Origin of the sequence: Pseudoalteromonas sp. Hal040, assembly GCF_037162425.1 — a bacterium.
Classification (GTDB): Bacteria; Pseudomonadota; Gammaproteobacteria; order Enterobacterales; family Alteromonadaceae; genus Pseudoalteromonas; species Pseudoalteromonas gelatinilytica.
In genome coordinates this window covers 1,736,833-1,754,070 of the sequence record NZ_JARLUU010000001.1, presented here as the reverse complement: position 1 = coordinate 1,754,070, position 17,238 = coordinate 1,736,833, and the positions used below count along the sequence as shown (strand labels likewise).

The 17,238-nt window shown below is 38.1% G+C and carries 21 protein-coding genes and 1 pseudogene; 19 read left to right on the top strand and 3 right to left on the bottom strand.

Annotated elements, in window-relative coordinates; genetic code table 11:
• Nucleotides 1-5: 5 nt before the first annotated feature.
• Nucleotides 6-688 (top strand): annotated as a pseudogene (gene bioD / locus P4S60_RS07880) (dethiobiotin synthase).
• Between the two features lie 174 nt (nt 689-862).
• Nucleotides 863-1,723 (top strand): protease HtpX, encoded by an 861-nt coding sequence (gene htpX, locus P4S60_RS07875; RefSeq protein ID WP_054561446.1) that lies wholly within the window; start codon nt 863-865, stop codon nt 1,721-1,723.
• Between the two features lie 37 nt (nt 1,724-1,760).
• Here htpX and P4S60_RS07870 read toward each other — a convergent pair whose 3' ends face one another.
• On the bottom strand, nt 1,761-1,964 hold the full coding sequence (locus P4S60_RS07870) for a hypothetical protein (RefSeq protein ID WP_235372980.1): 204 nt from the start codon (nt 1,962-1,964) through the stop codon (nt 1,761-1,763).
• An 80-nt stretch (nt 1,965-2,044) separates the two neighbouring features.
• Between P4S60_RS07870 and P4S60_RS07865 the strand changes: the two genes are divergently transcribed.
• The 11 genes from P4S60_RS07865 (at nt 2,045) to P4S60_RS07815 (ending at nt 8,424) form a co-directional block, all read left to right on the top strand.
• Nucleotides 2,045-2,524, top strand: coding sequence for a GNAT family N-acetyltransferase (locus P4S60_RS07865; RefSeq protein ID WP_337115570.1), 480 nt, complete (start codon nt 2,045-2,047; stop codon nt 2,522-2,524).
• Between the two features lie 82 nt (nt 2,525-2,606).
• Complete coding sequence (locus P4S60_RS07860) at nt 2,607-3,038, top strand: DUF3859 domain-containing protein (RefSeq protein WP_337115569.1); 432 nt, start codon at nt 2,607-2,609, stop codon at nt 3,036-3,038.
• Between the two features lie 21 nt (nt 3,039-3,059).
• On the top strand, nt 3,060-3,533 hold the full coding sequence (locus P4S60_RS07855) for a GFA family protein (protein WP_337115568.1): 474 nt from the start codon (nt 3,060-3,062) through the stop codon (nt 3,531-3,533).
• Entirely contained in the window at nt 3,472-3,783 is a 312-nt protein-coding gene (locus tag P4S60_RS07850; RefSeq protein ID WP_337115567.1) for an antibiotic biosynthesis monooxygenase family protein, read from the top strand. Before P4S60_RS07855 ends, P4S60_RS07850 begins: the two co-directional genes overlap by 62 nt.
• Before the next feature lie 297 nt (nt 3,784-4,080).
• Entirely contained in the window at nt 4,081-4,440 is a 360-nt protein-coding gene (locus P4S60_RS07845) for a group I truncated hemoglobin (protein WP_337115566.1), read from the top strand.
• The gene (locus P4S60_RS07840) at nt 4,431-5,315 is read left to right on the top strand and encodes a GGDEF domain-containing protein (RefSeq protein ID WP_337115565.1); all 885 of its coding nucleotides are present in this window, start codon (nt 4,431-4,433) and stop codon (nt 5,313-5,315) included. Before P4S60_RS07845 ends, P4S60_RS07840 begins: the two co-directional genes overlap by 10 nt.
• Before the next feature lie 337 nt (nt 5,316-5,652).
• Nucleotides 5,653-5,997, top strand: coding sequence for a hypothetical protein (locus P4S60_RS07835; protein WP_337115563.1), 345 nt, complete (start codon nt 5,653-5,655; stop codon nt 5,995-5,997).
• 182 nt (nt 5,998-6,179) lie between these two features.
• Complete coding sequence (locus P4S60_RS07830; protein WP_337115561.1) at nt 6,180-6,695, top strand: hypothetical protein; 516 nt, start codon at nt 6,180-6,182, stop codon at nt 6,693-6,695.
• 104 nt (nt 6,696-6,799) lie between these two features.
• A complete protein-coding gene (locus P4S60_RS07825; RefSeq protein WP_337115560.1) occupies nt 6,800-7,267 on the top strand; it encodes a hypothetical protein in 468 nt (155 codons plus the stop codon).
• A gap of 111 nt (nt 7,268-7,378) precedes the next feature.
• A complete protein-coding gene (locus P4S60_RS07820; protein WP_337115559.1) occupies nt 7,379-7,807 on the top strand; it encodes a hypothetical protein in 429 nt (142 codons plus the stop codon).
• 233 nt (nt 7,808-8,040) lie between these two features.
• The gene (locus P4S60_RS07815) at nt 8,041-8,424 is read left to right on the top strand and encodes a nuclear transport factor 2 family protein (RefSeq protein ID WP_337115558.1); all 384 of its coding nucleotides are present in this window, start codon (nt 8,041-8,043) and stop codon (nt 8,422-8,424) included.
• Nucleotides 8,425-8,935: 511 nt separating this feature from the next.
• Here P4S60_RS07815 and P4S60_RS07810 read toward each other — a convergent pair.
• On the bottom strand, nt 8,936-10,144 hold the full coding sequence (locus P4S60_RS07810; protein ID WP_337115557.1) for a porin: 1,209 nt from the start codon (nt 10,142-10,144) through the stop codon (nt 8,936-8,938).
• A 452-nt stretch (nt 10,145-10,596) separates the two neighbouring features.
• A complete protein-coding gene (locus tag P4S60_RS07805) occupies nt 10,597-10,836 on the bottom strand; it encodes a TetR/AcrR family transcriptional regulator (RefSeq protein ID WP_337115556.1) in 240 nt (79 codons plus the stop codon).
• 206 nt (nt 10,837-11,042) lie between these two features.
• On the opposite strand from P4S60_RS07805, the gene P4S60_RS07800 reads away from it, so the two are divergent.
• From P4S60_RS07800 to P4S60_RS07775, 6 genes are all read left to right on the top strand, one after another.
• Nucleotides 11,043-12,629, top strand: a complete 1,587-nt coding sequence (locus P4S60_RS07800) for an ABC-F family ATPase (protein WP_119851795.1) — start codon at nt 11,043-11,045, stop codon at nt 12,627-12,629.
• Nucleotides 12,630-13,041: 412 nt separating this feature from the next.
• The gene (purE, locus tag P4S60_RS07795) at nt 13,042-13,524 is read left to right on the top strand and encodes a 5-(carboxyamino)imidazole ribonucleotide mutase (RefSeq protein WP_054553887.1); all 483 of its coding nucleotides are present in this window, start codon (nt 13,042-13,044) and stop codon (nt 13,522-13,524) included.
• A gap of 1 nt (nt 13,525) precedes the next feature.
• Nucleotides 13,526-14,674, top strand: a complete 1,149-nt coding sequence (locus P4S60_RS07790) for a 5-(carboxyamino)imidazole ribonucleotide synthase (protein ID WP_337115555.1) — start codon at nt 13,526-13,528, stop codon at nt 14,672-14,674.
• 154 nt (nt 14,675-14,828) lie between these two features.
• Entirely contained in the window at nt 14,829-15,059 is a 231-nt protein-coding gene (locus tag P4S60_RS07785; protein WP_054561456.1) for a DUF2798 domain-containing protein, read from the top strand.
• On the top strand, nt 15,056-15,988 hold the full coding sequence (locus P4S60_RS07780) for a YeiH family protein (protein ID WP_105174143.1): 933 nt from the start codon (nt 15,056-15,058) through the stop codon (nt 15,986-15,988). The genes P4S60_RS07785 and P4S60_RS07780 overlap by 4 nt, the downstream gene beginning before the upstream one ends.
• A gap of 35 nt (nt 15,989-16,023) precedes the next feature.
• Nucleotides 16,024-17,148 carry an endonuclease/exonuclease/phosphatase family protein gene (locus P4S60_RS07775; protein ID WP_442961502.1) on the top strand — a complete coding sequence of 375 codons (1,125 nt, stop codon included), beginning with the start codon at nt 16,024-16,026 and terminating at the stop codon, nt 17,146-17,148.
• The last annotated feature ends 90 nt before the right edge of the window (nt 17,149-17,238 follow it).

The window sequence follows — 17,238 nt, the reverse complement described above, 5'->3', positions numbered from 1 at the left end:
CAAAAATGAAAGAATTTTTTATCACGGGTACAGACACCGATGCCGGAAAAACCCATGTCACCAGTTTATTACTAAACTTACTAGCGCAACATAAACAGCGTGCGGTTGGGTTTAAACCTATTGCAGCAGGTGCAGAAGAAGCATTTGGGCAGCTAGTCAATGATGATGCGTTAACCTTAATGGAAAGCTCTTCAATTGGCGTTAAATACAACATTGTTAACCCCTTTACCTATGAGCCACCCATTGCACCGCATATTGCAGCTGCCCAAGTGGGCGACAGACTGACATTTGACAAGCTCGATACTGCTTATGCGAATGTAAAAGCACTCAATACCGATTTTATTCTTACAGAAGGTGCAGGGGGTGGTGTTTACCTATCAACGAAACCGATTTGCTCAGTGATTGGGTTAAATCACAAAACCTTAATGTTATTCTAGTAGTAGGCATGAAGCTTGGTTGCCTTAATCACGCACTGCTGACAGCTGCTCACTTTAAAGCGCTCGGTGTAAATTGTGTGGGTTGGATAGCAAATCATGTAGACCCAAACATGCGTGAACAAGACGCCAATTTAGAAACCTTAAAATCCGCATTACCTTTCCCGCTTTTGGCGATTAGTCCGTATACAGACGGCACCCCTAAATTAAAAATTTACAAAATCTTACTTGAAATTTTATCTATCAACCCATAATAATTGAGTTGTTACTTTTGACATACTCTGTCACAATTGGTTGCAATTAGTTCCTTGCAACCAATTGCATAAACCCTAAACTGAGTTGGTAGAACACCCAGATAATTTTATTAACTAACGATTTTTAACCATGTCGTTAGTTAATACAATTGGTATGTTTATTCTGAGGTTTTTATGAAGCGTGTATTTTTGTTTCTACTTACAAACTTAGCGGTAATGCTAGTGTTAGGTATTGTGTTGTCTATTGTGATGAGCGTACTGGGTATTAGCCATCGCAGTTTAGGCGGCATTTTAGTTATTTCGACCGTATTTGGTTTTGGTGGCTCGTTTATTTCGTTATTTATGTCGAAATGGATGGCAAAAAAATCAACCGGTGCACATGTTATTGAACAGCCTCGTTCTGAAACAGAACAATGGTTGGTTTCGACGGTAGCAGCGCAAGCGAAAAAAGCAGGTATCGCGATGCCAGAAGTGGCTATTTACGATAGCCCTGAAATGAACGCTTTTGCGACCGGCCCAAGTAAGAACAATTCGCTGGTGGCTGTGAGCACAGGTTTATTACACAACATGAATCAAGATCAAGCTGAGGCGGTATTGGCTCATGAGGTGTCACACATTGCAAATGGTGACATGGTAACGCTTACTCTTATTCAAGGTGTAGTGAATACCTTTGTTATCTTTATGGCGAAAGTATTGGCAGGTATTGTTGATAACTTCCTTAATAGTGATGAAGAAGAGGGCGGTAGTAGCTGGACTTACTTTTTGTTCGATATGATTTTCCAAATGTTATTTGGTGTTCTAGCAAGTGTGATTGTTGCTTACTATAGCCGTAAACGCGAATTCTCTGCGGATGCCGGTGCAGCTAAACTAGTCGGTGCAGATAAAATGCGTAGCGCCCTTGAGCGTTTAAAACAAAACCACCCATCACAACTAGAAGGTTCAATGATGGCATTTGGTATTGCAAGCGGTAAAGGTGTTGCTGAGTTATTCTCATCACACCCACCACTTGATGAGCGTATTAACGCATTACGTTAATCTTAAATACGAAAAAGCCAGCTGATGCTGGCTTTTTTTATTGTTGGTGTTTCTCACGCTCGAGTTGTTGTGGCAACAATACCTCAACAATTTCACGGGCCGGTAATGTATACCTTACACCATCGAACATCACAGAAGTATGTTCATCAATACTGGTGATCCCTGTTAAGGTCCAGCCTTCACCGCGCTCTTTACAATAAACTGTAGTGGTAGGTTGAATTACTTTAAATTCTTCACTCATCGAACTTAATCTAATTGCTTGAAATTGCGTTTATAGTAAGACAATAATGCCAGCTCATAAAGCAAAAAGAAGAAATTAACGTGTCTAGCCACGATGACTTAGCCTTTGACTTACGCCCAATTCGTCATAGAGATTGCCAAGCGATATGGGATATTTTAAAAGATCCCCAAGTACAATCGTTTAATGATTACAGCGCTGATATAACGAAAGGTGACGTTTACGACTTTATTCAAGGCGACATAGAGCGTTTTTATAATCAACAAGGCATTCGTTTAGTTATTGTTTTACGAAGTAGTGGGCAAGTTATTGGCAGTGTAGGCATATTTAACATAATTGACGGGCAGGGCATGTTGGGGTTTGAACTGTCATCGCAATACTTTGGCAAAGGAATAATGCAAAAGGTACTAGCTATGCTATTTGAAAAACTGACGACCTTTGTACCTGCCCCGCTAAACAGTGTGTTAGCTTTAGTTAACCCAAATAATAGCGCAAGTATTAAACTTTTAACTAAATGCGGCTTTGTACAATATGACACTCAATGGGTAAAATACGTTAGCTAATTACTATAATAGTACAATCTTGTTCTGCTAGGGTTGCTACTATAAAATAGCGCCTCATTTTTAAAAAGGAGCGCTTGCAACTATGGCAAAAACCAAACCAATTACCAGTATTGAAAGTTACGGCATTTACAGTCATTGGGATGCAAAAGAGAAAGACCTGCCTCAAATCACCGAATTTACGACAGACGTTCCTGCACAGTTAGATATTGAATTTGGCTTTATAGTTAACATTAAAAAGGCTAAAGGACAAAAAATTAAATTTTGCGTTTACCACCCAGATATCCCCGATGAAGATGGCGACATCATGCCACCATTTGAGGGCGAACAGTACGTTAAAACAAACGATTGGCAATTTTACTTAGGTGATACGATATGGGCACCTGTTGACAATAAAGTAGGTATTTGGCGAATGACTATTGAGTTAAATGGCCATATAATTGCCGATAAATCCTTTAACTTATTAAAGGAAGCCGAAGGTTCTGCCACTGAATTTTGGAAGCATCGCGGTTATTAATCTTTAAACTTGAGAGGGACTATGTATCAAGGGAGTTGTTTGTGCGGCAAAGTAAAAGTAACTGTTGCTGGTGGCATAGACTCAATTATTCATTGCCATTGCTCTTTATGTCGTAAAAACTCAGGCACAGCCTACGCAACCAATGGCTTTATTCAACGAGATGGTTTTAACCTCACAGAAGGTAAGCAGCATCTAAGCGCGTTTGAATTTAAACCCGGTAGAATTCGCTATTTTTGCAGCTGTTGTGGCTCGCCTATTTATAGTGAAAATAAAGATGACCCAAGCCGCTTACGTATTCGCTTAGGTTTATTAGATAGTGATATAAACGAGCGCCCGATTAGCCATAACTTTGTAAGTTCTAAAGCAAGCTGGGACACGTTTGACGCAGAAATCCCATGTTATGATGGTTTTGAACCAAGTAGAGGAAGTAACCATGATAGCGAATACACCAAAACCGCCTTATTACGCCGTGATTTTTACGAATACTTTATCTGAAGATACCACCGGTTATGAAGATGTGGCCAATAGAATGGTGGAACTTGCAGAGCAACAACCTGGGTATTTAGGCATGGAGTCTGTTCGCGATGGTTTGGGTATCACGGTGTCGTATTGGCAAAGCTTAGATGCAATAAAAGCCTGGAAACAAAACGTAGAGCATTTAAATGCCCAGCAGCTCGGCAGAGACAAATGGTACAGCGCCTTTACAACGCGTATTGCTAAAGTAGAGCGTGATTATTCCTTGTGATAATCTTTAAGCGCAAAAAGAACACATCATACTGTATTGGGCTTTATTTAAATCTCAGCATAACTTTGAATTTTAGTTTTTTAATTTACAGGAGAGCTGTGTAGGAGGGAGTAATAATATACTCGTGTAATAAATGAGAATAATCGAATTATTTGCTTATTCATAAATGCAAAAACTTTTATCCTTTCTATAATTGTAATATCAATGGCTTGCAAAAATTTACAGACGTATTTTCTTGCCATCTTTTTGTACAGCTAATAGCGATATCAATAACAGCCGAACTTAAAGGATATAGGTGTGGAATCTTCTTTGTTTATCAAATACGGTGGTTTTTCTAGAATTTATAACGTCATAGAAAAGTTTTATGACAATATTTTGAAGTCAGAAACCCTTAATGCACATTTTAAACATACCAACATGGAAAGGCTGATTCATCATCAAACAAGTTTTATCTCATCTTTAATGGGTGGACCTGATTACATCAGTGATGCACAGCTAGCACAAGCCCATAAAAATTTAGGTATTAATCTTAAAGATTGGCAAGAAATGATAAATATCTTGTCGCTTACATTTTCTGAACAAGGAATATCAGAAGACGACGCGAAGCAAGTCATAGCTAAGCTTGAAACAAAACGAGACTTTATCGTATGTCATTAGAACAAAACAACGCGGATTATTCTGTCTTAAATTATTTGCAGTTACCTGTCGTTGTTTTTTCGGCTAATGAACACAAGGAAGTATTTCAAAACAACTCATTTCAACTTGTTGCACAGCATTATCTAGATGCATCGAACAATCCAACTAACAGAGGCTTAGTACAATTAATTATTTCAAAATTATTAGAAAATGATACTGATAAGCTTGAAGTAGAAATTAATGATGCTTCATATCGTCATATTTTTAGGTTTACTGCAAATGCAGTCGGTGAGCAAGTCATTGTTGAAGGTGAGGATATAACCGAACTTAAGAGAAACCAGTTTTTGTTTAACAGAACAAATTCATTGTTAGAAGACTACAGTAAGCAAATGTTTGAACTTGCTCATACTGACCAATTAACAAATGTGCCAAATAGGCGAGCCTTGTTTGCAAAATTCAGTCAACTACAATCAAATCATAAAGAATTTAGTTGTACTGTTTCACTTATAGACCTTGATCACTTTAAGCGTTTTAATGATTCATTTGGCCATGATTTTGGCGACCAAGTATTAGTTACATTTGCTAAGCATGTAAAAGATAGCATTGATGATACGTGTTATTTTGCAAGACTTGGCGGTGAAGAGTTTTGCCTTATTCAAATAAACAATAAAGACACGTTTTGTTTTGCCAATACAGAAAAACTACTTCAAACAACTAAGACCATAAAGCTTATGACACCTAATAATTCAAAAATAGGCTTGTCGTTTAGCGCAGGTGTTGCTGTGTATGGTAAAGACGGCATTTCACTTGATGAGCTTTTAAATAATGCTGATAAAGCACTTTATATTGCTAAAGAGAATGGCCGTTCGCGTGTAGTAAAGTTTGAAGGTGCTTAAAGCGCTAAAATTGATTACTGTTACTTAATACATTTTAGATTCGCTAAAAGTTTAACAGCTTACTTTATTTCTAACTCCTATTTATCTCAACATATGTAACGTATAGGCTAAGTTCTAAAGTAAAGTATGATCCAACACTTGGTTTTATCTGAAATTAGAATCCTCTACTGTAAATCATTCTTTTGCCAAGCAATTAGTTAATTACTCTGGTAGGAAGAAATATTCAAAAAGTGAACTGTCATGTTTAAATAAACAGGCTATTAGTTCGTTGTAAGCATATTTTTGGATTTGGGATTATGTGTATCAACTTAGATTCATTTGAAATTTTTAATCTTGTATGGGGAGCCGTTCAAGCTTACCTGATGGAAATCATGAAAAAGGAAGTGTCAGTCATCATATTCAAGGTTTAATTGTCAAATGTATATCTGTACATTTAAGTGAATTTTATTCTAGAGGTGAAATTTATACTGGCGATTTGGTAGTTAATGAAGAAGTTGTTGCTATGATCCCACAATTTCAACCTGAAACTATTACGCATAAGTTCTCTAACCAAACTGATTATTGGGATGATGGGGGTGAAGTGAATTATCAATTTAAAGTTGAAAACGTTAATATTGAATTTAGCTGGCATTGGCTTGCTGATAAATTAATGCCAAACTATATCTGTATTGAAATTGATTAGTGTAAAATATTCTAACAAGCTAATTAATGAAGACAAATATTGGTTATCAGCGTTTCCTTTGCAAGAAACTAGAAATATATTTGATAATTAAATGCTGTTGAAAAGTAGCTAAAGTAGATGTCACTTAGGTTTTTACATGCCTTAGAATAGATTTTCGCTTCTTAAGCTTTAAAGGAGTTACTATGGGTCTGGAAAAAGGAATCCATATTAGTGAACTTAATAATTTTTTTAATCATATCTTCGAATATGATGTTTCAGTTTATGAAGCGTATTCAGATTTTGATAGTGACCTGAAACATTTTTCCTCTTTAAATGAAATAAAAGATTACGTCAGTTATAGACTTCATAAAACTGAAGACCATCACAAAGATATAAATTTATCATTACATTATAGAGATTCTTGCGGCCAAGTATTTATTGAAAAGCACGACCTCAACGCAGATAAGTGTAATGGTGCCAAATACCGATATACCAGCGATGGGTGGGGTATTATTAACTTTAACGTATTTATTGAAGGCGACTATTTTTGTTTGTTTTGCTTACACTGTCGTTGTGAAAAAGAAGCGAAGGAGTGGGAAGATACATTACCTGAATTTGGCAATCCTAGTTCTTGGGATTGGAAAAAAGTAAATTATCATATAAAGAGACTTACCAAGTCTTATAAAAATATTCATAAAAAGCTAGCAGTGCAACTCTAATTAGAATGTTTAAAAAGGGCGCAAAAGCTTGGCTTGCGTTGATTTTTTGCAAATTTCTCCTAAGCATTATTTTGCTATCAGAATGGAGTTAGGTGGTAATCAAGATGAGATCGAGTTTTATATTTTTTTCAATAATTATAAGTTTCACTGTTTCTGCCCATAAAGATTTACGGATAAAACTAGAAAAAAGTGGGCAATTAATTGGGTTACCCAAACTATACTCGCCGGCAATTTTTGAACTTGAAAGTTTCACGTTATCAATAGCTGACAATAAGTTAACTCTACCCGCGTGCATAACAAAATATTTGGTCAATAATGAGCTTTCATTTTCAAGTTCTTGGTACCATACGCGCTCGACATTGCCACCATATATTAATATCAAAACTTCAAACTACAGCCAAAATATTGAATATTCATTTATGCTTAATATGGATACAGTGGAATTAATTGATGCTTATCAATATCCATTAAATAGAACGGCTGTAGGAATTCGTTACTCTATAGAGGCAATTGAGATATCTGCAAGCTGTAAAAAAAGCATTATTGCTGGTCAGACAAGACGCAAATTTTAGTTAAAATGCAAAAATAAGGATAATCATAAGAACAGTTTTAATAATGTTAAGTACACTTTTACTATGTGCATGTTCTTCAACTCCTAACCTTTATGCTTGAGTGCAAAGATTATGAATAAATGGAAATTCCTTCGTATTGCTTTAATATCCATCGTAGCAGTCTCATCTCTATTTTCACCGCTTGAGCCTAAGGTTAACCTTACTATTAATTGGAGTGCATTAGGTGTTATTTTCGTATTTTCCTTTTTGGCTCTTTTATTTGTTGTTGGCATGCAAGTTGTTAATCCACTATCAGCAAAGGTATGGCACAAACCAGATTGGAATCGCAACCCATTCAGCTTGAAAGACCCAATTCAATTCTTCCATCTTGCTGCGTATATAATGTTTGCTCAAGGTGCTGTTGTTTTATTTCGATTGCTTTTCTCAAATATTCCATTTTATTTAGAAAGCCTAGTCCCGCTCGTTATAGGCGCTGGGGTACTAATTGGAATCATAATTGGTATGCTTCTTTTTAAGGTAAAATATGCTGAAAACACCTAACAACAGCGTGTAGACAGTCACTGTGATGCTGTTTTTTCAGCTCTAGCTATGCATTTTGTCTCATGTTAAGGGCTCTATATCCGAACTTTCATTCGGCTAGTAACTTGTTAATAGCTCTGGTAGAAATAACTTATTCAGAAAACGAACTATTATGCTTCAGTAAAATGTGTAATTAGCTCGTCCAACATTTCTTAAATACAAGCATATTAAATAGAACTGTGAAGAGGCGCTAAATGTCAGTTGTTTTAGAATTAAATAAGAGAAATGCTATTGAGTTTTACAAAACCGCTTATCTAGGAAATCCATCTCTGGCGGTTGAGAAGTATGTAGGCGAGGTATACATACAACATAACCCTTTAGTTGGTGATGGAAAAGGAGCATTCATTGCCTATTTTGAAAAAATGCATAATGAATATCCAGATAAAAAAATTAATTTTGTTCGTGCCGTAGCAGAAGGTGACCTTGTTGCGCTTCATACCCACCAAATATGGCCTGGAAATGATCAATATGTCACCATGGATTTCTTTAGGTTTGATGAAAATGGCAAGATTGTCGAGCACTGGGATTCAATCCAACAGATACCACAAGAGACTTCGAATGGTAACACAATGTATTGAATAAATAGTAAGACGGAGATGGTTAAATAATTAGATGGGGCTGAAGTTTTTTACTTTTAATTTAACTTGCTTAACCCATTACCATAGTTTTGTTTTAAAGGTGCTGGAAATAAGCAAGTGCTGTTATTAAAGTAAGCTTGGAGTTTGTATCACTAAAGGCATATATTCAAGCACTTAAGGCTTGTTTAACTTAAATGTGCTTAATGTAACTAGCATCACACCAATAGCAAACCCCATTACTAAACCACCCGATAAGTCGGAACTAAAACCTAATACATTATCCGACTCTCTGACATTTGTTAGCCAGTAAAAGAGCATGAACGAAACGCTAGAAATTGAAGAAAGTAGAATTAGTTTTATCTTGTTAGACACAATAACCTCAAATATTGACGTATTTTAATTTTATGATTGTTTAGTAATAGCAGTTGTTGATTGATATTGCGAACAATCTTGAAAGTGTGCAATTAGATTAGAAAAAAGCCCACAATAGTGGGCTTAGTATTTATCGTAACTACAAAGTGTAATTAAAACCAATGGCAATACCGTCATCTTCAGTTTGTGACATCTGTGATTCTTGCTCTGCGTCATTACTCGAAAAATCACTAAAATCCTTACGGGCTTCGATATAAAAAATGGTGTCTTCTGCCATAAAATAATGTGCACCAATTACTGCAAATTGGCGTTTAAACACATCTTTAGGGTCGGCATTAAAGTTTGGCTGAATAACATAGTCACTACCTGCATCAAAAACGTTATAAGCAACAAAAGTACAGATGTCATTATTAAAGCGATAGCTTAAAATAGACTCTAAACCAACAGCATCTTTTATTAAGCGGCCTAAGTTGTCGGTATCGTGGTTTTCGTTTTTATTGATATTCGCTGATGCATACCAACCCGGTTTATAAAAATCACCATAGGTAATGCCCATACCATAAATTAAATCGTTTACTGATTGATTTCTGCCACCGGCATACACAATATCAAACTGGCCACGGTTAACACCGGCAGTAACTTTAAAATTAGGGCTAACAGAGTAGGTGAGTGCACCGCCATAAGTGGAATTAAATTCTACTTTTTGTGCAGCATTGTTGCCTTGGTTCCAAAGTACTTCGCATGAGCTTCTTGAAATATCAACGATATCACAGGTATAAAATTCATCAGACTTTAGCTGTGCTTGAAGCGCTAAATGAAACTTACCCCAGGTATTGCGATACTGTAGTACTTTATCGCCGCGGCCTGTGCCATTCACAGCACCGTCATCTTTATTATAGGTATATACACCTGCAGCATTACCATCCCACACTAAGCTGTAGTTAGTGTTATAAACAACGTCGTACCATGCACCCCATTGTTTACCTAATGTCACTTGGCCGTAATCGTCATGTTTAAGGCCAACATAGCCTAAGCGGTTATATAAAAACTCATCTTGAATTGATTCAAAGCGATTGCTGTATACGATATCGCTGCTACCAACAGGGTTTACACCCCATTCAAGTAAAGCAAACGCTTGCCAGCCGTTTTTTAATTGGCGCTTAAAATCAAAATTAATGCGTGATGCACCGTTTACTACCTCAGTTTCGCCTTGCGTATTAATCACCCTTGCATCGATAAAGCCACCAACAGTGACACTATTGGTTTGATCGTTATAGAGCTCGATGGCATTAGCTGTAGGTATGGCAAGCATGCCTGCAACAAATAAGGCAGTGTGTGTTCTTTTCATAAAGTACCTTGATTAAATATTGTCCCTAATAGGTATAATTTAGTTAAGGAACGGAGATTATCAAAGCTAAAATAGGGTCAAAAGTGAAAAATTATCATGCAACAAACCGACTTTGAGGAAAAATTATTCACTTTGGGTTCACTATATTGAATTATCAATGAGTTACTGAGCCTAAAAAATAGACACCTTCTGGCTTAGCGTTCTAAGCATGAGTTTAGTATTTGGGGTTTCGGCGCCTAAGCCATACAGCAAGGTCATAAAATAGCAGTCGAGTAATATAGCAGCTTTAACTTTATTAAATTGTGGTTGGTCAGCAAAAACCAATGATTGAATTAGTTCCATGTGTTGTTGTTGGAATGCTTGCGAAAATAGCCGCTGACTAAAAAGCACTTTATAGAAGCGGTGATGTAAACAATAAAACTGATAAAAATATTGCGCGTAATGATTAATCTTTAAGCGAGCAGGGCGGTGAATGTCGGTTTTTTTGCGCGCTCTAACACATCATTGAATTTATCTTCGAGGCAGGCTTCTAAAATAGCCACTTTATCAGCAAAATGATTAAACAAGGTGCCAACCGCTATGTTGCTTGCTGCAGAAATTTGCCGCGTTGAAGTATCGTTAAATCCTTGCTTAGTAAAAAGGTGCCAAGCCGCCTCTAAAATACGTTGGTGAGTATCTCCATGTTTGCTCATTTTTAACCTGCTGTTTTTATTTGGTTATTTAAAAAGTGAGCGTGCTCATATAATTAAGTGAGCGCGCTCACTAAAGGTAGTCGTAAGTGTTGTTCTTGTAAAATTAGCCTGTGTATTTAATTAAACTTTCATGGCGTGCCAAGCGGCTTTAGTTTAAAATTGCACACAGTTTCATTTTTACTTTTTACCCGCTGGAGGGTACCGCTATCATTAGTACAGCTAATATCACCATGCAATTTGGTGCTAAACCTTTATTCGAAAATATCTCAGCAAAATTTGGCGACGGTAACCGTTACGGTTTAATCGGTGCGAATGGCTGTGGTAAATCAACCTTCATGAAAATCCTAAGTGGTGAACTAGAGCCATCTTCAGGTAATGTCAGTACAGATCCAAACGAGCGTATCGCAAAACTAAATCAAGACCAGTTTGCATACGAAGAGTTTTCTGTAATCGACACAGTGATCATGGGTCATAAAGAGCTGTGGGAAGTAAAAAAAGAGCGTGATCGTATTTACAGCTTACCTGAGATGAGCGAAGAAGATGGTATGCGTGTAGCAGACCTAGAAACTGAGTTTGCTGAAATGGATGGTTACTCAGCAGAAGCAAAAGCGGGTGAGTTACTAATTGGTGTAGGTATTGGCACAGAGCAACACTACGGCCCTATGTCTGAAATCGCACCGGGTTTTAAACTGCGAGTGTTACTTGCACAAGTGCTGTTTTCTGATCCAGATATCATGCTTCTGGATGAGCCTACCAATAACTTGGATATTTACACCATCAAGTGGTTAGAAGACGTGTTAAACCAGCGCGACTGTACCATGATCATCATTTCGCACGACCGTCACTTCTTAAACTCAGTATGTACACACATGGCTGATATCGATTACGGAGAGCTTCGTATTTACCCTGGTAATTACGATGAGTACATGTTTGCAGCAACGCAAGCTCGTGAGCGTCTACTAAGCGAAAATGCGAAGAAGAAAAGCCAAATTGCAGAACTTCAACAGTTCGTATCGCGCTTCTCTGCAAACGCTTCAAAAGCAAAACAAGCAACATCACGTGCTAAACAAATCGATAAAATTCAGCTTGAAGAAGTTAAAGCTTCTTCGCGTCAAAGCCCATTTATTCGCTTTGAACAAGAAAAGCAGCTATTCCGTAATGCCTTAGAGTTAACAAACTTAGCGCAAGGTTTTGACGAAATGCTTTTCAGCGGCCTTGAAGGTCTAGTCGAAGTAGGCGAGCGCATTGCAATCATCGGTGAGAACGGTGTTGGTAAAACAACATTATTAAATACCCTAGCTGGCCGCTTAGCACCTAAACAAGGTGAATTTAAATGGTCTGATAACGCTAATATTGGTTATTACGCACAAGACCATGCTGACGAGTTCGAACAAGATATGAACTTATTCCAGTGGATGGAACAATGGCAACAAGAAGGTGACGACGAGCAAGTTGTTCGTAGTTTCTTAGGTCGAATGCTGTTTTCACAAAACGACATTAAAAAGTCAGTTAAAGTGATTTCAGGTGGTGAGCAAGGCCGTATGTTGTTTGGCAAAATTATGATGCATAAACCAAACATCTTATTAATGGATGAGCCAACCAACCACATGGATATGGAATCTATCGAAGCGCTTAACTTAGCACTTGAAGCATACGAAGGTACTTTGTTGTTCGTATCTCACGATAGACAATTTGTATCATCACTTGCTAACCGTATTTGGGAAATCAAAGACGGCAAAATTATCGACTTTAAAGGTACATACACAGAGTACCTAGCAAGTAGAGAAGCATAATTAGCTAATGAGTGATTAAAAGCCATGCATGTCATGGCTTTTTTGTGCTTCTAGAGTCGCATCTTGATGTGAGTTAGGGGATATACCCAAGCCACATCAAGATACAGAATTCAGCGTTTCACAGGTGCTTAATATCAAGGCGTTACTTTGTAGAAATGGCAGTCCCTTTTAAGAAGTAACAACGATGAGAGTGAGTGCCTGTGAAGCGCCCAAAGGGTTGGTTTAAAAGCGATTTATACTGCGTTATCGATTTTAACAATAGAACCACTATTATTTGCAATCAATGCCTTGCCTAAATCGCTTTTAATTCCAACTGAAACTCGCATCTTGATGTGGTTTGGGTATATAATACCCGCCACAAAATAAGGACAAAAGTCCGCTTTTTAGAAAACAATTTAACTGAGGTGTATTTATGACTGTTGGCATTATTATGGGTTCCAAATCAGACTGGCCAACGATGGAACATGCGGCGTTAATGCTAGAAAAATTCGGCATTGAATACGAAACTAAAGTTGTTTCTGCTCACCGTACCCCTCAATTACTTGCTGACTATGCAAGCTCAGCTGCAGATCGCGGCATTAAAATTATTATCGCCGGTGCCGGTGGTGCTGCGCACTTACCAGGTATGGCTGCAGCGTTTACATCACTGCCAGTTTTAGGCGTACCAGTTAAATCTAAAACACTTAATGGTGTTGATTCATTATTATCTATCTGCCAAATGCCTAAAGGCGTTGCGGTAGGTACATTGGCTATCGGTGAAGCGGGTGCTGCAAATGCTGGCCTTTTAGCGGCACAAATTTTAGGTTGCCAACAGCCTGAAATCTTCGCAAAAGTTGAAGCTTTCCGTAAAGAACAAACAGACACTATCTTAGCTAACCCTAATCCTGCAGAGTAATATGAATATTCTAATTTTAGGTGCAGGTCAGTTAGCTCGTATGATGAGCTTAGCGGGTGCACCGCTTGATTTAAATGTTGTTGCCTACGATGTGGGTAGTGAAAAAATCATTCACCCATTAACCGGTGAAGTTCATAACAGTACATTACAACAAGCTATTGATAGAGCAGACGCAATTACAGCAGAGTTTGAACACATTCCTGATGATGTACTTACATTATGTTGTCAAAGCAATAAGTTTTATCCGGGTAAAGCGGCAATTAAAACAGGTGGCGACCGAGCACTTGAAAAAGCGTTACTGGATAAAACAAATGTTGAATGTGCGCCTTATCAATTAATTACAGAAAAAGCGCACCTTATTGCTGCTGTAGAGCGCTTAGGCAAGCCGCTTGTGATCAAAACTTGCCAAGCGGGTTACGATGGTAAAGGCCAATGGCGCTTAAAGTCTGATGATCAAATTGACCAAATCTGGTCAGAAATGGCAGATTTCATCGCATCAGGTACCGAAACTGCGCCGCATTCTATTATCGCTGAAAAGATGATCCCATTTGACCGTGAAGTATCTATCATTGGTGCACGCGACAAAGCAGGTAACACAGTTATTTATCCATTGACTGAAAACCAACACACCAATGGTGTGCTTACGCTTTCAGTTGCGGGTAAAGAAAAAGCAGCGATTCAAGAACAAGCTGAGCTGGCGTTCAACAAGCTTGCGCAAGAACTTGATTATGTAGGTGTATTAGCAATTGAGTTTTTTGATGTACAAGGTACGTTATTAGTAAACGAAATTGCGCCACGCGTTCATAACTCTGGTCACTGGACACAGCAGGGTACACATTGCTCACAGTTCGAAAACCACATGCGCGCTGTTGCAGGTTTACCATTAGGTAGTACAGAATTACTTCGTCCTACTGCTATGATCAACGTATTAGGTCAGCCTTCAATTCCACACTCAGTACTGGCAACGCAAGACGTTACAAGTCACTGGTATGGTAAAACGGCTAAACCAGGTCGTAAGATGGGTCATATCAATGTATCGGCTGATAACCTTCATCAATTAGGTGAACGTTTAGCGGCACTGGCCGAAATCTTGCCAGAGCAAGACTACCCAGGTGTAGCTGATACCAGCACCCAACTTATTTTAAACTAATCAGTTTAAATTATTAAAAGCCGAGTTTATCTCGGCTTTTTAATCTCTCTAATTTACCCGCAAACTTCGCTAATTTTGTACCTCTTGTCTCAAAGCACTTGCGTCAGGAACATCTTGCTATAGACTAATATTTTTATATTAATATTAGTTCGTTATGTTACATCCTCGATTTAGAACAGTCGTATTTGCGTTCTTTATGGCGCTGTTTATGTCTGGATTTATGTCTTTAGTGATCAGCATTTTTAACGTTGGTTTAATAGATAACATTGCAACCATTTGGCTGAAAGCATGGGCTTTTGCGTTTTGTGTGGCATTTCCTACTGTTATTTTTGTTGCACCTGTGGTGCATAAGTTGACCAACAAACTTATCAGAGCACCGTTGTGATTGCCGAACGCCCAAAGCAGTTTCTATTTATTGCGCTATTTTTAGTATCTGCTTTGCCATTTGTTGGCTCTGCTACGGCACTTGTGGTCGGTGCTTTATTTGCCATGATATTGGGTAATCCATTTGCAGCGCAGTCACAAAAAATGAGTAAATGGATGCTAAAGTTGGCGGTGATTGGTTTAGGCTTTGCTGTTGATTTTAATCAAGTAATAGAAGTAGGGCGTAGCTCTATTGTGCTTACCATAGTCAGTATTACCGCGATTATTGGCCTTGGTGAAATTTTATCTCAGTTATTTAAGTTAAATAAAAACACCGGTGTACTTATTTCATTTGGTACCGCCATTTGTGGTGGTAGCGCCATTGCAGCAATGGCGCCGGTTATAAAAGCCAAAGATCACGAAGTAGCCATATCACTCGCTGTGGTGTTTTTATTAAACGCCCTTGGCTTAGTGTTATTCCCAATGATTGGTCATTACTTTGGTCTGACTGAGCAGCAATTTGGTGTTTGGGCGGCACTTGCGATTCACGATACCAGTAGTGTAGTGGGGGCTTCCGCTGCTTATGGGGCATCAGCACTTGCTATTGCCACAACCATTAAACTAACTAGAGCGATGTGGATTATCCCTTATACAAGTATTGCGGGTGTGTTTTGGAAATCAGATGAAAAAGCAAGTATCCCTTTGTTTATATTTGGTTTTTTAGCGGCGGCACTGATTAATTCAAGCTTTCCTGAGTATCAAACACTTTGGCATGCTCTCAATGTTGGCGCTAAACAAGTGTTAGTAATGACCTTATTTTTGATTGGTAGTGGTTTATCTATTTCAGTCTTAAAACAAGCGGGCATTAAACCTTTTATCATGGCGATGATCTTATGGATCATTGTCAGCAGTATTATTTTACTACTTATAGTAGACGGATTTATTTCATGAAAAACGCTTTATTAACTTCTTCAATAGCACTGGCCATGGGCCTCTTTGCTAACAATGTATCGGCTGCTGATTTACGTGTAGCGACCTTTAACGTGAGTATGGATGCAACCAATTATGCTAAAAAAGGCGAAGCAATAGATAAAGACGCTTTAAGCAAAGCATTAGCGAGCGACCACCAGCAAATTCGCAATATTGCCGAAATTATTCAGCGCGTAAGACCAGATGTTATTTTACTTAATGAATTTGATTATATTGATGCCGACAAAGGCATTAACGTATTTCGTAAAAACTACCTGCAAGTATCGCAAAATAAGCAAGTTGCAATCGATTATCCTTATTACTTTATCGCACCTGTTAACACTGGTTTAGCCACCGAGTTCGACCTCGATAACGATGGTGTAAAGGGGCATTACAAAGGCGACGCACACGGCTTTGGCTTCTTTGAGGGGCATTATGCAATGGCCGTATTGTCGCGTTACCCAATCGATTTAGATAAAGCGCGTACATTACAAACATTCAAATACAAAGATATGCCAAATGCACAAATGCCTATAGACCCTAAAACAGGTAAAGATTGGTATTCAGCAGAAGAATGGCAAGCAATTCACCTAAGCTCTAAATCATTTTGGGATTTACCAATTGATGTAAAAGGTAAAACGGTTCATTTGCTTGCTTCGCACCCAACGCCGCCAGTATTTGATGGTGACGAAGACCGCAACGGTAAGCGTAACCACGATGAAGTACGCTTAATTGCGGATTACATCAACAATGCTAACTACATTTACGATGATAAAGGTCAAAAAGGTGGCTTAAAAGCGAAAAGCCGTTTTGTTATTGTTGGTGACTTAAATGCTGCGCCAGAAGGGGGTAAGGCACGCCCGAATACCACTGACCAAATTTTAAAAAATCCATTAGTGAATACCTCTTTTACGCCAACAAGCAAAGGTGCAAAAGAGTCGTATAAAGAAGATTACGCTAAAAACTATACCGCTTATTGGCAGGCTCGTGCTGATTACGTTTTACCATCAAATTATGGTATTGAGATAAACGATGGTGGAGTTTTTTGGCCACAGAAAAATTCTGAACTGTTCCGTTTAATTAAAGATCGTAACGCATCATCTGATCACCGTATGGTATGGCTTGATATCAGCTTAAAATAAGCTGTAATTAAACGGAAAAGTTTGGCTGTTTATCCTATAAAAATTGCTATTTCATCAGTGCTTCTGCTTAAATAGGGCGAATTATAATAA